Annotated in this window: 17 protein-coding genes and 2 pseudogenes; 12 read left to right on the top strand and 7 right to left on the bottom strand. The window is 57.0% G+C overall.

What is annotated here, in order from left to right:
• The first annotated feature begins 30 nt into the window (after window positions 1–30).
• The 6 genes from HEQ17_RS14960 to HEQ17_RS14935 are packed head-to-tail and all read left to right on the top strand — an operon-like array spanning window position 31 to window position 5,056.
• Complete coding sequence (locus HEQ17_RS14960; RefSeq protein ID WP_296293470.1) at window positions 31–1,074, top strand: nitronate monooxygenase; 1,044 nt, start codon at window positions 31–33, stop codon at window positions 1,072–1,074.
• A 47-nt stretch (window positions 1,075–1,121) separates the two neighbouring features.
• The gene (gene radA / locus HEQ17_RS14955; protein ID WP_296293469.1) at window positions 1,122–2,507 is read left to right on the top strand and encodes a DNA repair protein RadA; all 1,386 of its coding nucleotides are present in this window, start codon (window positions 1,122–1,124) and stop codon (window positions 2,505–2,507) included.
• A gap of 31 nt (window positions 2,508–2,538) precedes the next feature.
• A complete protein-coding gene (locus HEQ17_RS14950; protein ID WP_296293468.1) occupies window positions 2,539–2,940 on the top strand; it encodes a glycerate kinase in 402 nt (133 codons plus the stop codon).
• A 47-nt stretch (window positions 2,941–2,987) separates the two neighbouring features.
• Window positions 2,988–3,938, top strand: coding sequence for a branched-chain amino acid transaminase (locus tag HEQ17_RS14945; RefSeq protein ID WP_296293467.1), 951 nt, complete (start codon window positions 2,988–2,990; stop codon window positions 3,936–3,938).
• Between the two features lie 11 nt (window positions 3,939–3,949).
• A complete protein-coding gene (locus tag HEQ17_RS14940; RefSeq protein ID WP_108428199.1) occupies window positions 3,950–4,156 on the top strand; it encodes a zinc-finger domain-containing protein in 207 nt (68 codons plus the stop codon).
• Between the two features lie 6 nt (window positions 4,157–4,162).
• Window positions 4,163–5,056: a glycosyltransferase family 2 protein gene (locus HEQ17_RS14935; RefSeq protein ID WP_296293466.1), complete on the top strand. Its 894-nt coding sequence runs from the start codon at window positions 4,163–4,165 to the stop codon at window positions 5,054–5,056.
• Between the two features lie 268 nt (window positions 5,057–5,324).
• Here HEQ17_RS14935 and HEQ17_RS14930 read toward each other — a convergent pair.
• Window positions 5,325–5,702: pseudogene (locus HEQ17_RS14930) on the bottom strand (transposase family protein); the annotation flags it as partial.
• 52 nt (window positions 5,703–5,754) lie between these two features.
• Here HEQ17_RS14930 and HEQ17_RS14925 point away from each other — a divergent pair.
• Together HEQ17_RS14925 and HEQ17_RS14920 are read left to right on the top strand one after the other, a co-directional pair.
• Window positions 5,755–6,081 (top strand): hypothetical protein, encoded by a 327-nt coding sequence (locus HEQ17_RS14925; protein ID WP_296293465.1) that lies wholly within the window; start codon window positions 5,755–5,757, stop codon window positions 6,079–6,081.
• Window positions 6,082–6,158: 77 nt separating this feature from the next.
• Window positions 6,159–6,560, top strand: a complete 402-nt coding sequence (locus tag HEQ17_RS14920; protein WP_296293464.1) for a hypothetical protein — start codon at window positions 6,159–6,161, stop codon at window positions 6,558–6,560.
• A gap of 259 nt (window positions 6,561–6,819) precedes the next feature.
• Here the strand turns inward: HEQ17_RS14920 and HEQ17_RS14915 are convergent, their stop codons facing one another.
• Complete coding sequence (locus HEQ17_RS14915; protein WP_296293463.1) at window positions 6,820–7,128, bottom strand: hypothetical protein; 309 nt, start codon at window positions 7,126–7,128, stop codon at window positions 6,820–6,822.
• Window positions 7,129–7,136: 8 nt separating this feature from the next.
• Window positions 7,137–7,850, bottom strand: a complete 714-nt coding sequence (locus HEQ17_RS14910) for a hypothetical protein (RefSeq protein WP_296293462.1) — start codon at window positions 7,848–7,850, stop codon at window positions 7,137–7,139.
• A gap of 161 nt (window positions 7,851–8,011) precedes the next feature.
• On the opposite strand from HEQ17_RS14910, the pseudogene HEQ17_RS14905 reads away from it, so the two are divergent.
• Window positions 8,012–9,229, top strand: a pseudogene (locus HEQ17_RS14905) (ISL3 family transposase); the annotation flags it as partial.
• Between the two features lie 112 nt (window positions 9,230–9,341).
• Entirely contained in the window at window positions 9,342–10,292 is a 951-nt protein-coding gene (locus HEQ17_RS14900) for a hypothetical protein (RefSeq protein ID WP_296293461.1), read from the top strand.
• On the opposite strand, the gene galE is transcribed toward HEQ17_RS14900, so the two are convergent.
• Both galE and HEQ17_RS14890 read right to left on the bottom strand, forming a co-directional pair.
• Window positions 10,289–11,272, bottom strand: a complete 984-nt coding sequence (gene galE / locus HEQ17_RS14895; protein WP_296293460.1) for a UDP-glucose 4-epimerase GalE — start codon at window positions 11,270–11,272, stop codon at window positions 10,289–10,291. The genes HEQ17_RS14900 and galE overlap by 4 nt on opposite strands.
• 120 nt (window positions 11,273–11,392) lie before the next feature.
• Window positions 11,393–12,739, bottom strand: a complete 1,347-nt coding sequence (locus tag HEQ17_RS14890; RefSeq protein ID WP_296293459.1) for an AmpG family muropeptide MFS transporter — start codon at window positions 12,737–12,739, stop codon at window positions 11,393–11,395.
• Between the two features lie 85 nt (window positions 12,740–12,824).
• Here HEQ17_RS14890 and HEQ17_RS14885 point away from each other — a divergent pair, with 85 nt between their 5' ends.
• Window positions 12,825–13,697, top strand: coding sequence for a M48 family metallopeptidase (locus HEQ17_RS14885; RefSeq protein ID WP_296293458.1), 873 nt, complete (start codon window positions 12,825–12,827; stop codon window positions 13,695–13,697).
• A 15-nt stretch (window positions 13,698–13,712) separates the two neighbouring features.
• On the opposite strand, the gene HEQ17_RS14880 is transcribed toward HEQ17_RS14885, so the two are convergent.
• A complete protein-coding gene (locus HEQ17_RS14880; RefSeq protein WP_296293457.1) occupies window positions 13,713–14,354 on the bottom strand; it encodes an MBL fold metallo-hydrolase in 642 nt (213 codons plus the stop codon).
• 238 nt (window positions 14,355–14,592) lie between these two features.
• Entirely contained in the window at window positions 14,593–15,396 is an 804-nt protein-coding gene (locus HEQ17_RS14875; protein ID WP_296293456.1) for an exodeoxyribonuclease III, read from the bottom strand.
• On the opposite strand from HEQ17_RS14875, the gene pyrE reads away from it, so the two are divergent.
• Window positions 15,395–16,099 (top strand): orotate phosphoribosyltransferase, encoded by a 705-nt coding sequence (gene pyrE, locus HEQ17_RS14870; protein WP_296293455.1) that lies wholly within the window; start codon window positions 15,395–15,397, stop codon window positions 16,097–16,099. The genes HEQ17_RS14875 and pyrE overlap by 2 nt on opposite strands.
• The last annotated feature ends 9 nt before the right edge of the window (window positions 16,100–16,108 follow it).

The raw sequence follows: 16,108 nt of genomic DNA, 5'->3' as shown, positions 1-16,108 counted from the left end.
CTTTCAGCCCTCCCTTTCAAAGAGTCGCACATGTCTTTTGCCGATTTGCTTTCTGATCTTGCAGGTCCCGTGATCCAGGCCCCCATGGCCGGGGTGCAAAACCACCGGCTGGCCGCCGCTGTGTGCGAGGCCGGTGGCTTGGGGTCTTTGGCGGCCGCCATGCTCACACCTGATGGTTTGCAGACTGAACTGCAAGCCCTGCGCAGTGCGACCGATCGGCCCTACAACGTCAACTTCTTTTGCCACACACCGCCAACGGCTGACCCTGCGCAGCAGGCCGCATGGCAAGAAGCTTTGGCGCCCTATTACTGCGACATGGGCATGGACCCGAACAGCATGCCCAGCGGCGCAGGCCGAGTTCCCTTTGGCCAAGACAGCGCCGATGTGCTGGAGGCCTTTCGCCCGGCGGTGGTCAGCTTTCACTTTGGCCTGCCTGCGCCCGACTTGTTGGCCCGCGTCAAAAGCTGGGGCAGTTGGGTGCTGTCGTCGGCCACCACCGTGCAAGAGGCGCTGTGGTTGCAAACCCATGGCGCAGACGCTGTGGTCGCCCAAGGGCTGGAGGCGGGCGGGCACCGGGGCATGTTTCTGACCGACGACCTCAGCACCCAGATGGGCACGTTCGCACTCTTGCCCCAAATCGTTCAGGCGGTGCAACTGCCCGTGATCGCTGCCGGGGGCATTGGTTCTGCACAAGGTGTGGCTGCGGCCCAAGCGCTGGGGGCAGCAGGTGTGCAAGTCGGCACGGCTTACTTGTGCAGCCACGAGGCCACCACCAGTGCCCTGCACCGTGCGGCCTTGCAATCGCCCGAGGCGCAGCACACCGCCCTGACCCGCTTGTTCAGTGGCCGCCCAGCGCGCGGCATCGTCAACCGCCTGATGCGCGAACTGGGGCCATTGAACCCCGCAGCTCCGGCTTTTCCATTGGCCACCGCGGGCATCGCCCCTTTGCGTGCAGCGGCAGAGGCGCAGGGCTTGAGCGACTTCACGCCCCTGTGGTCAGGCCAAAACGCCGCCGCTGCGCGCAGCCTGAGCGCGGCCGACATCACCCGGGACTTGGTGAACGCTTGGCAGTGAAACTCTTAGCAGTGAATGTTGCGAGCTGAAAGGCACAATCTCTCTCCATGGCCAAAGACAAATCGATATTCACCTGCACCGAATGCGGCGGCACCAGCGCCCGCTGGATGGGCAAATGCCCCAGCTGCAACGCCTGGAACACCCTGATCGAAGGCTCGGCTGAACCTGTTGTGGGCAAAAACCGCTTTGGTTCGGTGCACGCCTCGCTGGCCCCCACGTCCGAAGTGCTGCCCTTGGCCCAGATTCAAGCGGCCGACTTTGAGCGCCACCCTACGGGCATCGATGAGCTCGACCGGGTGCTGGGCGGCGGCATGGTCGAAGGCGGCGTGGTGCTGATTGGCGGCGACCCGGGCATCGGCAAATCCACCTTGCTGCTGCAGGCGGTGGATGCGCTGCAGCGCAACGGCATGAGCACCTTGTATGTGACGGGCGAAGAAAGTGGTGCACAAGTGGCCATGCGCTCACGCCGCCTGGGCCTGCCCGACTCGCAGGTGCCGGTGCTGCCCGAGATCCAGCTTGAAAAGATTTTGCACACGCTGCAATCGCGCCAACCGGGCATTGCCATCATCGACTCGATCCAGACGGTGTATTCAGACCAACTGACCAGCGCGCCGGGATCGGTGGCGCAGGTGCGCGAATGCGCGGCCCACCTCACGCGCACCGCCAAGTCGACCGGCACCACCATCGTGCTGGTCGGCCACGTCACCAAAGAAGGCGCGCTGGCTGGTCCCCGCGTGCTGGAGCACATGGTGGACACGGTGCTGTACTTTGAGGGCGACACGCACTCCAATTTCCGCCTGATCCGCGCCATCAAGAACCGCTTTGGCGCGGTGAATGAAATTGGTGTGTTCGCCATGACCGAAAAAGGCCTGAAGGGCGTGAGCAACCCGAGCGCCATCTTTTTGAGCCAACACGCCGAGCCCGTGCCCGGCAGCTGCGTGATGGTCACTCTCGAAGGCACACGCCCGCTGCTGGTCGAAATTCAAGCGCTGGTGGACAGCGGTGGACCCAGCCCCCGGCGCCTCTCTGTGGGCCTGGACCGCGATCGCCTGGCCATGCTGCTGGCGGTGCTGCACCGCCACGCGGGCGTGGCCTGCATGGACCAAGATGTGTTTGTGAACGCGGTGGGTGGCGTGCGCATCAGCGAGCCCGCGGCCGACTTGGCGGTCATGCTGGCGATCACCAGCAGCCTGCGCGGCAAAGCCTTGCCCAAAGGCTTCATCGCCTTTGGCGAGGTGGGTTTGGCGGGTGAAGTACGACCTGCGCCGCGTGGGCAAGACCGCCTGAAAGAAGCGGCCAAGCTGGGCTTCAAGGTGGCGGTGGTGCCCAAGGCGAATGCCCCCAAGAAAAATGACAAGGCTTTTGAAGGCCTGACCCTCTACCCGGTGGAGCGCATCGAAGAGGCCATGCAGGTGGTGCGCGGGTTGGATTGATCGGTGGCAAGACAAGGCACAATCTGCCCCCATGAATTTCAACAGAATCATAGCACCCCTGGCCATCGTTGTTTTCACCATTGGGGCCTGGCAAGCCTTTGAATGGGCGGGCATTGCACTGGCGGCAGGTGGCGTGGTCATGTGGGTCTTGCTGCACTTCACCCGCTTGCTGACCATCCTGAAAAAAGCCGCGGACAGCCCGATGGGGCATGTGGCCAGCGCCGTCATGCTCAACGCCAAACTGAAAAAAGGCGTCACTTTGATGCATGTCATCGCCATGACCCGGTCTTTGGGCGAGCTTTTGACCGATAAAGACGCCCAACCGGAGGTTTACCGCTGGACCGACGCCAGCCAATCCCGAGTGACTTGTACCTTTGTGGGTGGTAAGTTGATTGAGTGGTCTCTGGAGCGCCCTGAACAGGCCAACCCTTAAAATCCCGGTTTGCATTCATCCATGCCCCTTCTTCAAAGGACACTTTCATGAGCGTTGTCATCCCCTCCATGTCAGACCGTGACGGCAAAATCTGGATGGACGGCCAGATGGTCGATTGGCGCGATGCCAAGATCCATGTGCTAAGCCACACCCTGCACTACGGCTGCGGCGCTTTTGAGGGCGTGCGCGCCTACAAAACCGAGCAAGGCACGGCCATCTTCCGCCTGCAAGAGCACACCGAGCGCCTGTTCAACAGCGCCAAAATTTTGCGCATGAACATCCCATTCACGCAAGATCAGCTCAATGAAGCCCAGCGCGCCGTGGTGCGCGAGAACAACTTGGAGTCGGGCTACATCCGGCCTCTCACCTGGATTGGCGACAAAAAGCTGGGCGTCAGCCCCAAAGGCAACACCATCCACCTGATGGTCGCCGCCTGGACCTGGGGCGCTTACTTGGGTGAAGAAGGCCTCAAGCGCGGCATCCGCGTCAAGACCAGCAGCTACACCCGCCACCACGTCAACATCACCATGACGCAGGCCAAGGCGGTCAGCAATTACACCAACAGCATTTTGGCCAACATGGAAGTGACCGACGAAGGCTACGACGAAGCCCTGCTGCTCGACACTTCGGGCTTTGTGTCTGAAGGCGCGGGCGAAAACATTTTCGTGGTCAAAAACGGTGTGATTTACACCCCCGACCTGTCGGCTGGCGCCCTGAACGGCATCACCCGCAACACGGTATTCCACATTGCCAAAGACTTAGGGTTGGAGATCGTGCAAAAGCGCATCACCCGTGACGAGGTCTACATTGCCGACGAGGCTTTCTTCACCGGCACCGCCGCTGAAGTGACGCCCATCCGCGAACTCGACCGGATCGAGCTGGGCAAGGGCGACTACGTCGGCAGCCGCGGCCCGATCACCGAAAAAATCCAAACCGCCTTCTTTGACATTGTCAATGGCCGCAACCCCAAGTACGCCCACTGGCTGACCCAGGTTTGAGGAACGCCAACATGAGCACCCAAGCTGTTGAACTGCTGGCCACCGACCTTAACCCCCAAGGCGGTGTGTTTTGCCCCAGCCCCAAAGCTGACATGAAAATCTGGAACAGCCACCCCAAGGTGTACCTGGACGTGGCCAAAACCGGTGAAGCCAAGTGCCCCTATTGCGGCACGGTTTACAAATTGAAAGCTGGGGAGGTGGTGGGGCACCACCACTGAGGCCGTATGACAGACGGCACGGCGAGCGCCGTCAATCAGGGTCTGCTCAATGAAGTGACGATCGTGATCGTCACATTCAACAGTGCCCATTGCTTGCCCGAGTTAGGTCGACACCTTGCGGCTTGCCCCCACATTATTGTGGTGGACAACGGCAGTGACGATGGCTGTGCACAACTGGCGTTGACGCACCTGCCGCAGTCTCATGTATTGGCTCTGCCTGAAAATTTGGGGTTTGGAGCGGCCAACAACCGGGCTTTGGCGAAGGTAAAAACACCGTTTTCACTATTGCTCAATCCGGACTGTGAGTTGTCGCTAGCGCAGCTGGTCCAACTCTTGGTTGCAGCTGACCAATTCCCGGAAGCTGCCCTGCTGGCGCCTCAGCTGGTCGATGCCAGAGGCCGCCAAGAGGTGAACTACCGCTGGCCCAGTACCCTTTGGGAGTCCAAAGGGCCCGGCGCCACAGGCCCCACGAGTGTGGGCTTTGTGTGCGGCGCAGCCATGCTGCTGCGAATGAAAGCATGCCATCCCATAGGTTTTTTTGACGAAACCTTCTTCCTTTACTACGAAGACGATGACCTCTGCCTGCGCTTTTTCAAAGCTGGCCTGCCCATGCTAGTCGTGCCGAGCGTGCAAGCTCTGCACCGTTCGCGCGGCTCGGTTAAAGGCAATACACCCTACAGGGCCGAGTACCTGCGTGGCTACCACCATGCGCAATCAAAACTGCTGTTTGCTGCCAAGCATACAAGTGCTCCTTTGGCACGAAAACTGAGGTGGAAACTTGTGTGGCAAACAGCCATAACCTTGCCGTTACGTGTGCTGATGTTCTCACCCAAACTTATTGCCCGTATGTGGGGCCGCTTGCGGGGGGCCTTGCACTGGACTTTATTGGTCGATATCTAACTCGACATCTCTGCTTTGATTTTCGCTGAGAGTAACAGCTAAAACAACCAGCATCATCCCCAGCACTCCATCCCTGAACGGAGCAATCACGAGTGCCGTTACCATTAATGCCCAACCAATTATGGCTCTATGCCTTTTAGTGTGGAACGCAACGTTTTCATTTAGCCAACGCCGGTGCGAACGGATGGGCCGGCAGGTGCTTGAGCTTGGACATGCGCAAGTAGGCGATGGCGATGAAGTTGGATGCGGTTCTGTAGCCCCGTGCGGCCCGCTTGGCCGCTTGAAGTACCGGCAGCTCCTTGCACAGCGCCAGTGCGAGTGCCTCAAACAGCGCCGTAAAGCCCGAGCCCTCGCGTGCCCAAGGCACACTGGCTTGACAGGTTTTGCCGCAGCCAGTGCAAGCCACACGCGGCACATCGGCGTGAAGCCAAGCCTCAAACTGGAAGAAGTCCAGATGACGCCACGAGCGGCGCAACCGATCATGAACAGGCTGTTCGGCTGCGCCGCAGTGAGGGCACGACAACCGTTTGGCAGAGCAACGCACCTCAAAGTCGATACGCCGCAGCGTGGTGTCCAGGTCAACCTTTTCGACCTGCCACGGCGGCACCAAGCCCAACGCGCTGGTGAACAAACTCTCGACGCCAATACTCGTACAACCCTCGACTTCATCAATTCAATGCCGCCCAGTCGGAAACCACATGGACCGACTACTGGCGCCAATTGTGAATGTTGTATTCCACACTAAACGACGAGGGGCCGAAATTGGGGTTAAGGATCGCTGTGTGTTGATTGATATGAACGCTCCGCCAGACACTGCATTTTTGCCATTGGCTCGTCAAATCGCCGCTGACGAGAATGTCGTTTTAAGCGACGCACAGTTACTCACTTCCATTGCTGGCAACAACGGCTCGTTTCGCAGTGTGATTTTTGAAGTGCTGCGTTTAGCTAAACGTACGGCACGTCAGAACGACACTGCGGCCACAGCTGCTGCTGCAGTTATTCAGCAAGCTGCCAATAAGAAATAATCAATAAACCATTGAGGTGCTCAGCAGTTAATCTGCTGGCGTCTCAATATAAAATAATTTACACATTAGGAATTTATATGAAAATCAAATCCAAAACCGCTGTAGCCATAAATATGTTCGCCTATGGCATCACAACCATTGTTTCCACAACACAAGAGCAAATTGACTGGTACTTTAATGAGTTTAAAATTCAACCAGATAAAAAGTTCGGAAAAGGTGCTGGCAAAGATCAGTTGTGTGCTTTTCTTTACCAACAGATCAAAAGAGAAGATGCTTTCTTCAGCAGCGATATTTTCAATAGCGAAAAATATCCAAGCCGTTGGCAAGAATTTTTGGAGGATTGCATTGCTTTTGCTTGTATTGACAGCTATCTCAACAACACAGCTGTACCATTGGTTGATAATCCGCAGCTTGTCACACTGCTGAATTTTATGGGCGATACTGGTAAGATCAATAACCTTCCCTCGTTTAGTTATTAATTTAAAATGTCGTTATAAACAACAGTAAAAAAGCCCGCCAATGTGCGGGCTTTTTTTGCTGTCACCAATTGAATCGCTTATGTTGCCGTGCAAAATGGTTCGTTCCGCAGCATCATATTATGTGTGATGCGACTGGATAAACAGAATGCCCGCCAGAACGCTTTCGCTGCCAAAATAGCTGCTGCAGCTATTCATCAAGCAGCGACGAAGAAGTAAGTTCTCAAACATCAAAGAAAAACATAATGGTAAAGTTGATTTTTTATTCACAAGTTTCAAGCCATATATCCATTATTTCTTCAGCGTATTTCTTATATGTTTTATTTGGACGATTAATGCAAGTGTGGTGATAAGCATCTTTCAGAACCTTACCATTAATTATCTGAGGACCTTTGCTTGAGGTTTCCTTTTTCAATTCATCAAGCCTAATCCACAAATCGGTTCTTTTTGAAAACTCAATCTGTCTTATTGGCTCAATAATATTCATAGCTAAACAAACTCGCTTTCTAACATCACCTTCTGCCGTAGCTAGTGCCCGTAAAGCCAAATAAAGTCTGTCATTACCAATCATAATTAAACTTAAAAACAGTTTGTCATAGTACCCATAGTTGAACAATTAATCATTCGCCCATTAGGCAAAGTGATTGTCTGATTAATTGGAGAAGGCCGAGTTGGAGCAATCGGCGCTCCCGTACCCAAACTTCCCAATGCCTCAATAGGACGTTGTCCACCCATTATACGGGCACCAAGCTCTAAAAAGGCAGCGCCCCGTCTTCTTTCCTTCTCTCTTTCAATAGCAGCCAATTGCCTTTCGTATTGAGCTTGTTCTGCTCTGTAGCGCTCTTCAATCTCAGCACTCGTTCTCTTTGCTAATTCCAACTGAAGAACACAGTTGGAGAAGTTGGGGGTACCTTCTGAAAATCCAAATTCTTTACATTGTGTTTTTGAGTCGTTTGAATTTTTTTCGGTATCAGTGACAGTTGCTGCCACCGCAACTGGACTAGCGTTCGCTTCCTCTGGTGTTTTGATAACACAAGAAAACTTATACCTTCCGCTGCCTTGCGAGTAAAAATCTTTAATTCCATATCCATTTGGCATGCTCAAGCAATATGAGTGCGAACTAAATTTGGCTGTTTGTTCCTCACGCCCCAAAGCCGCACCTTCAACTAAAATAACACCACCCTTACCATCAAAATTCAATATGTTTGTATTTGCTGACTGAGTCGAGCCACATCCAACAAAAATTAATGGGCAAAGAAGAAATAAAAATCTGCGAACTTTTATTGAAAGCATTTTTTTCCTAAAATTTATACCGAAAGTTTAGCCGCCGCCATAGTTGCCGTCAACTTGGAATAGTGCCGCTCCAACATAGTTACCGAGGTTCTTCATCAATTGCACTGTGATTTTCCCCTTGCTGCAGGACAATCCAGCGATTCACTATTTCCGACTTGAACATGAAAGATAACGCACTGTATGAGCATCTTCTCGGACTGAAGGCCCCATGGTCGGTCAAGAAGGTGGACCTGTCCTTGGCCGACCAGCGCGTGGTGGTTGAAGTGGTCTTGAAGAAAGGCCAGGTCTGGGGCGACCCCACCGATGCCACCAAGAGAGCGCACATCAATGGCTGGACCGAGCGCCAGTGGCGTCACCTGGACACCTGCCAGTTCGAGACCATCATTAAGGCGCGTATTCCCCAACTTAAGTTCAGTGACGGTACGGTCGAAGAACTGACGGTGCCATGGGCACAGCGCTACAGCCGTGTGACCACCTTGATGGCAGCCTTCGTTATCAAGCTGCTTGAGGCCTGTCCCACTACGCAAGCAGTCTGTACGCTGACCCGGTTGTCCTGGAGTACGGTCAATGCCATCATGGTCAGCGCCGTGGAGCGCGGCATGTTGCGACGTACGGAGCAAGAGATTACGTACCTTGGCATAGATGAGAAGAGCTCTGAGAAGGGCCACACCTACGCCAGCATCCTGACCGACATTGACCGCTCGCGCGTACTGGACTTGGTGCCTGAGAGGAAACTGGTGGCGGCCGTGAGCCTGTTGGAGACACTTACTCCAGCGCAACGCGCGTCGGTCAAGGCGGTGGCCATGGACATGTGGCCAGCGTACATGAGTGCAACCAGGCAATGCATGCCGCAGGCAGACATCGTGCATGACAAGTTCCACGTCTCCAAGTACCTCGGTGAGGCGGTGGATGCGGTCAGAAAGCAAGAGCACCGCAAGCTGTCCCAGACAGGTGACTCGCCTTTGAAGGGCAGCAAGTGGGCCTGGTTGAGGAAATACCCAGATGGTCGAAGTGCTGAGGCTGTTTCGTTTCGGGTCTTGAACCAGCTTAACTTGAAGACGAGCAGGGCCTGGCGCATCAAGGAGAACTTCGGCCAGTTCTGGAGCTACAGCTACAAGGGCGCTGCCAAAAGATTCTTCAAAGCCTGGTCGAGCAACGCGATGAGAAGCCGTCTGGCACCTGTGAAGAAGGTCGTCAAGATGCTGCGCCGCCACGAGGAAGGACTGCTCAACTACAGTCAGCATGGAATTAGCAACGCCTGTGCAGAAGGCTTCAACAGTGCCATCCAACTGATCAAGGCCAATGCCCGAGGGTTTCGTAACTTCACCAATTACCGGGCGAGGATTTTGTTTCATTGTGGCAAGCTGAACTTGGCTATGGCTTGCATAATCACAGTGAATTCAACGAAGCTCCATAAATTTAAAAACATTTTATCGTATACAAATGAAGTTCATTTGGCTCTGCCACCCCATCAGAAAAGCCGTCGGGGGCGTGAAGGTCATCTACCGTCAAGCTGAGTTGGTCAACCAGCTCTTGCAACCGCTAGGTCACAGCGCTGTCGTGATGCACCCCAACACATGGAGGTTTCGGGTCCAGTGGTTCGACACTACAGTGCCAGTGGAACGCCGCTGGTTTCATTGGCGTTGGGTGGGCAAGCCTTCCATGTCGGGTATCGAAGGTTGTTTTGATTCCCAGCAAGAACTCGTAGTGGTGCCAGAGCTTTGGGCACGCAAGTACGGAGATCAGCTGGCGCGGCTAGGCGTTACCTATGCAATATATGTACAAAACGGCTACTACATCAGCAAGGGTGACCCAGCCGTTCTCAATGCAGCGTATGCCGGCGCCCGCTGCGTATTGACCATATCCGATGACGCCAGTCGGTGTGTGGCCATGGCCTTCCCCGGCACCGAAGAGCGGATTTTGCGTGTCCATTATTCGGTCGACGCGCAGCGTTTCAACACCCACCAGCCCAAAGAAAACCTGATCACCTACATGCCGCGTAAGTTGGCCGATCATTCGTCCAAGGTGCTGTTTTTCTTGCGCAACCACCTGCCCGCGGACTGGCGTATTCAGGCCATCGACGGGCTAAACGAAGCGGGTGTAGCTGACTTGATGCAGCGCTCAAAAATCTTCATGTCGTTTAGCCATTTCGAGGGTTGCCCACTACCGCCCTTGGAAGCAGCGCTGTGCGGCAACCAAGTCATTGGCTACACAGGGCAAGGCGCACAAGAGTACTGGTCGCCAGCGGTGTTCGAGGCTGTTGAATCGGGCAACGTGGTGGGCTTTGCTCAAAGTGTTTTGCGCAAAATCCATCAGCTGGATGCCGCACCCGAATTCCCCTTGGCGTTGGACCTCATCGAAGACCTGCGGGCTCGTTACAGCCCCGCTCAAGAGAAAAACGACATGAGCAATTTCATTCGCACCATGGGTTTGACGGTTTAAGTCAAACCGGCCATCCGCTGTTCCCAAGCCCAAGCGTGGCGCACCAAAGTGTCCAGGTCGGCAAACTGGGGCCTCCAGCCCAGTTGTTGGCGGGCCAAGGTGGCGTCAGCCACCAGCCGGGCAGGGTCGCCTTCGCGTAGTGGAGCATCCTGCACGGCAATGGTGCGCCCAGTCACCCGTTGGGCTGCCTCGATCACCGCTTGCACTGAGAAGCCTTGGCCGTTGCCCAAGTTGTACCGCTGGCTGCCAGCGCCTTGCATCAGGCTTTGCAGCGCTAGCCAATGAGCTTCACACAGGTCGTTGATGTGAATGTAGTCGCGAATGCAGGTGCCGTCGGGCGTGTCGTAGTCGCGCCCAAACACCGAAATATGCGAACGTCGCCCAGAAGCGGCTTGCAGCACCAAAGGGATCAGGTGGGTTTCGGGTTCGTGCCGTTCGCCCAGTTCGCCGTCCGGGTCGGCCCCGGCGGCGTTGAAGTATCGCAAACACACCGACTTCAAGCCGTAAGCTCGGTCATAGTCTTCCAGCACCTGCTCAATCATCAGCTTGCTGCGCCCATACGGGTTGATGGGTTGCTGGGGATGACGCTCATCTATGGGTGAATACTGGGGCTCACCAAAGGTGGCGGCGGTGGACGAAAAAATGAAGCGGTTCACCCGAGCAGCACGCATGGCGCCCAACAGGTGCAGGGTGTTGGTGACGTTGTTTTCGTAGTACTTGGCCGGATCTTGCACAGATTCGCCCACTTGAATGAACGAGGCAAAGTGCATCACCGCATCGAAGCGACCAGGCTGCAGCAGCCGTGCCAACAGCGCGGTATTGGCCAAGTCGCCGTGAATGAAGTCGCCACACAGCACCGCATCTCGATGGCCGCTGCTCAGGTTGTCCAGCGTGGTCACGGCGCAGCCCAACTGGCCCAACCGTTTGACCATGTGGCTGCCAATGTAGCCTGCACCGCCCACCACCAACACCTTGTGCATCACGTACTTTCAATAAACTGCAAATTTACAAAGCCACGAAGTTTCTGAATTGAAGGCTCCGACAAGAGCATTCACCCTGCGGCCATTCTCAATCCACGCCATAGAAAAAATTACATCAAGTCACCGTGGCACTCGCGCATGCACCCGCGCCGTCAACACCACCAGCACCAACACCGGCAAGCCCAGCCAAGCCGTGGCGGTGAAGAAGCTGGCGTAGCCGTAGGCGTCCACAAATTCCCCCGAAAAACCGGCAATGAACTTGGGCAGCAGCAGCATCATCGAGCTGAGCAAGGCGTATTGCGTGGCCGAATAACTGATGTTGGTGAGCGAGGACAAATAGGCGATGAACGCGGCAGAGGCAATGCCGCTGGCCAGGTTGTCGGCCGAGATGACCCACACCAGCGCCTGCACGTCGTGGCCCACGCCGCTGAGCCAGACAAACAGCAAATTGGTGAGCGCACTCAAGGCCGCACCCAGCATGAGCACACGCATCACGCCCAGCCGCGCCGACAGCACACCGCCCACAAACGCCCCCACCAAAGTCATGATGACACCGTACAGCTTGGTCACGCTGGCCACTTCGCTTTTTGTGAAACCCATGTCCACATAAAACGGGTTGGCCATGATGCCCATGACCACATCGCTGATGCGGTAGACCGCGATCAGCGCCAAGAGCAAAACCGCCTGCCAGCGGTAACGCAGCCAAAAATCGGCAAAAGGCTCGACCACCGCGCCCTTGAGCCACTCGACCACGGTGCGCGCAGGCGCAAAGGGGGCAGGCACCGGCTCGGGCGAGGCCAGCACCACCCACATGCCCGGCAGCATGCTCAGCGCCATGACCAGGTAGGCCGCTTGCCAAGCCGACTGGGCATAGCCCGTGGTTTGTTCGCCTTGTGCCCAGGCGGCGATCCACAACACCCCCGCCCCGGCCCAGATCATGGCCAAGCGGTAACCCGTTTGGTAACTGGCGGCCAATGCGGCTTGGGCATTCACCTCGGCCGACTCGATGCGGTAGGCGTCCAGCGCAATGTCTTGGGTGGCCGATGCGATGGCCACCGCCAAGGCACAGGCCACCAACGGGCCCAGCAACTGAGACGGGTCATTGAGCGCCATGCCCACCAAACCGCCAGCAATGACGATTTGCGACACCAGCAACCAGCTGCGCCTGCGCCCCAGCAGCCGCGTGAGCCAAGGAATGGGCATGCGGTCCACCAGCGGCGCCCACATCCATTTCACACCATAGGCCAAGCCCACCCAACTGAGGTAGCCAATCGTGCTGCGGTCAATGCCCGCCTCGCGCAACCTGAAACTGAGCGTGCCCAGCACCAGCAGCAACGGCAAGCCGGCGGCAAAGCCCAGCGCCAGCATGCGCAAACTGGCGGGCTGCAAATACAAGCGCAGCGCCTCGCGCCAGGTGCGCACGGTGGTGGGCGCGGAGGGGTTGTGTGGAGCAGCAGTTTCAAACATGGGCAGATTATCGGTTGCCGCACAGCATGGCGAAAAGCCCCTTGACCTGTGGCAAACCCAAAGCATTCGTTATGATTTCCAAACCATGTGCATTATTTGCGACCTCAAAACCCCCACAGCCGATGCCGCCACACCATCGGACTCACCCCGTTGGCAGGCCCGCCGCGCCTTCTTGCTGGCCGCTGGCGCCACTGCAGTTGCGGGCACCACAGGCGCCTTGGCCCAAGTAGATGTGGGCTCAGCGTCTGGCCTGCGCAAATTGGTTCCCGCCGAGACCCTAGAAGCCTCTGCACGCCAGCAGTACACACAAGTGCTGTCCGAAGCCCGCGCCAAGGGTGCACTGGCCCTTGACGATCACCCGCAATTGATGCGCCTGAGGGCCATTGCCAACAAACTGATCCCGCACAGCTCCCAGTGGAATGCTCGCTCCCGCGAATGGCGCTGGCAAGTCAACTTGATTGGCAGCAAACAAATCAACGCCTGGTGCATGCCCGGTGGCAAGATCGCTTTTTACACCGGTATCCTGGACCAACTGAAACTGACTGACGACGAAGCTGCAATGATCATGGGGCATGAGATGGCGCATGCCTTGCGCGAACATGCTCGCGCGCGTCTGGCCAAAAGCCAGGCCACCAGCATGGGCCTGTCCATCGCCTCGCAACTCTTGGGTTTGGGCGCTTTGGGCGATGCAGCAGCCAACTTGGGCACCCAGCTGCTCACCCTGAAGTACAGCCGCGATGACGAAACCGAGTCGGACCTGGTGGGCCTGGAAATCGCTGCCCGTGGTGGTTTTTTACCAGAGGCCAGCGTGAGCCTTTGGCAAAAAATGCAAGCGGCCAGTAGCAATGGTGGCCCGTCTTTCCTGTCCACACACCCCAGCGGCAGCAACCGCATTCAGGAACTTGAAGCCAACTTGCCCAAGGTGCAGCGCCTTTACGAACAAGCACGCACGGGCTGAGGGCCGCTGCGCGTTTCAGGTGCCGCCCACATAGGGGTTGCTTTGACGCTCGCGCCCAAAGGTGCTCTCAGGCCCGTGCCCGGGAATGAACACCGTGTCATTACCCATGGGCCACAGACGTTCGGTGATGCTCGCGATCAAATCATCGTGATTGCCTTGCGGGAAATCGGTCCGACCAATGCTGCCTGCAAACAGCACATCGCCCACAAAAGCGCGCTTGATTTCGGGTGAATAAAACACCACATGACCGGGTGTATGGCCCGGGCAGTGGCGCACCTGCAAAGTGTGCGCCCCCAGCGTGACGGTGTCGCCATCGGCCAGCCAGCGCGTGGGCTTGAACACCCGCGCGGGCGGAAACCCATATGCCGCAGCGGCCTGCGGCAAACCATCGATCCAGAACTGGTCTGCGGGATGCGGCCCGATGATGGGCAAGCCCCCGAGTTGCTCAGCCAGGTCGGCCGTGCCCGAGGCGTGGTCCAGGTGACCATGGGTGATCCAGATCTGCTCGAGCTTCAGTCGGAGTTCATGGACGGCAGCCAAAATCAGGTGCAGATCACCACCGGGGTCGACCACAGCCGCCTGGCGCGTCTGGTCGTCCCAGATCAAGGAGCAGTTTTGCTGGAAGGGGGTGACAGGGATGGTTTGGTATTGCAGCATGGGTGAATTATCAGCGCCCTGAGAACGCGACCCTGAACTTGGGCATTTCTTTTGGCACCTCGACCCTGTTTGCACTGCTCCGGCCCTTGGGTTCGCACATGGCCGCGCCCCGGTCAGAGCTGAGGTGGTTGGCCGCAACCGATTCAACCGCACCGCCATTCACAAGCACATGGAACGCACCGGCTTTGTGATGAGTCTTCGGTTTTTGGGCCTTGCTGCATGTGTTGGAAACGCCAACTTACAACTGGAAGTCGTATGCGACCGTGATCGGTGCATGGTCCGAAAACTTCTCGGCCTTGTAGATGGACTCTTTGCGTGCCTTTTCGGCCAGCGCGGGGGTGGCCAAGTGGTAGTCCAGCCGCCAGCCCACGTTGTTGGCATAGGCTTGGCCCCGGTTGCTCCACCAGGTGTAACAGTCGTCGGTGGTGTGCGGTTGCAGCTGGCGGTACACATCCACCACGCCGCCTTCGGTGGTCAGCCGGGTCATCCAGGCGCGTTCTTCGGGCAAAAAGCCGCTGTTTTTCTGGTTGCTGCGCCAGTTTTTCAGGTCGGCCTGCTGGTGGGCGATGTTGATGTCGCTGCACACCACAAATTCGCGCTCGCCTTTGAGCGCCATCAGGTGCGGGTACATCTTTTCTAGAAAGCGGAACTTGGCCTCTTGCCGCTCCGGACCAGACGAGCCACTGGGAAAGTAGCTGCTGATGATGGACATCTTGCGCTTCGGGGTGTCAAAGCGCAGCTCTACATAGCGGCCTTCGGCGTCAAACTCGCCACCGTCAAAGCCGACCACCACATCGCTGGGTTCGTGCCGTGTGTAAACGGCCACGCCCGAATAGCCTTTTTTCTGGGCAAAGTGAAAGTGCCCCTTCAGACCCGCGAGTTCTTCAAACTTGCCCGCCACGTCGGGGGCCTGGGCTTTGACTTCTTGCACGCAAATACAATCAGGCTTTTCTTGCGCCAGCCAGCTTTCGACCCCCTTGGTCGTGGCCGAACGGATGCCGTTGAGGTTGAGGCTGGTGAGTTTGAACAAGGATTTCCCCATGGTGACAGGACAGGCAAGCAGCGCCGAGATGCAGGCGCTCGCTCAGGAATTTGTGCAGTTTGCGGTCGATTCTGGCGTCATGCGCTTTGGGCAATTCAAGACCAAGGCCGGGCGCATGAGCCCTTACTTCTTCAACGCCGGCCTGTTTGACGACGGTGCCAAGCTGAGCCGACTGGCGCAATTCTATGCAAAAGCCTTGCTGGCCAGTGGCATCGGGTTCGACATGATCTTCGGCCCTGCCTACAAGGGCATTCCGCTGGGCGCGGCCGTGGCCATCGAGCTGGCCCGCTTGGGCAAGAACGTGCCCTTTGCCTACAACCGCAAGGAAGCCAAGGACCACGGCGAAGGCGGCTGCCTGGTCGGTGCGACCCTACAAGGCCGCGTGCTGATCGTGGACGATGTGATGAGCGCTGGCACCGCCGCCCGAGAGTCGATTGCCCTGATCCGGGCTGCCGGTGCGACCCCCCATGCCATCGCGATTGCCTTGGATCGTCAGGAAATGGCCACCGAAAAACAGGCCGATGGTTCGGTGCGGGATCTGCCCCACAGTGCGGTTCAATATGTGCGTGGCACGCTGGGTATGGAGGTATGCACCATCGCGCAGCTGTCTGATCTGCTCGAGTTTTTGTCCAGCCACAGCAACAGCGCCTTGGGCGAACATCTGCCTTTGGTGCAGGCATACCGAGATCGTTACGGGGTTTGAGACAACTTG

Source organism: Limnohabitans sp., assembly GCF_023910625.1.
In the GTDB taxonomy this organism is placed as follows: Bacteria; Pseudomonadota; Gammaproteobacteria; order Burkholderiales; family Burkholderiaceae_C; genus Limnohabitans_A.
The sequence above is the reverse complement of the archived record's forward strand: the minus strand, read 5'-3'. Positions and strand labels throughout refer to the sequence as shown.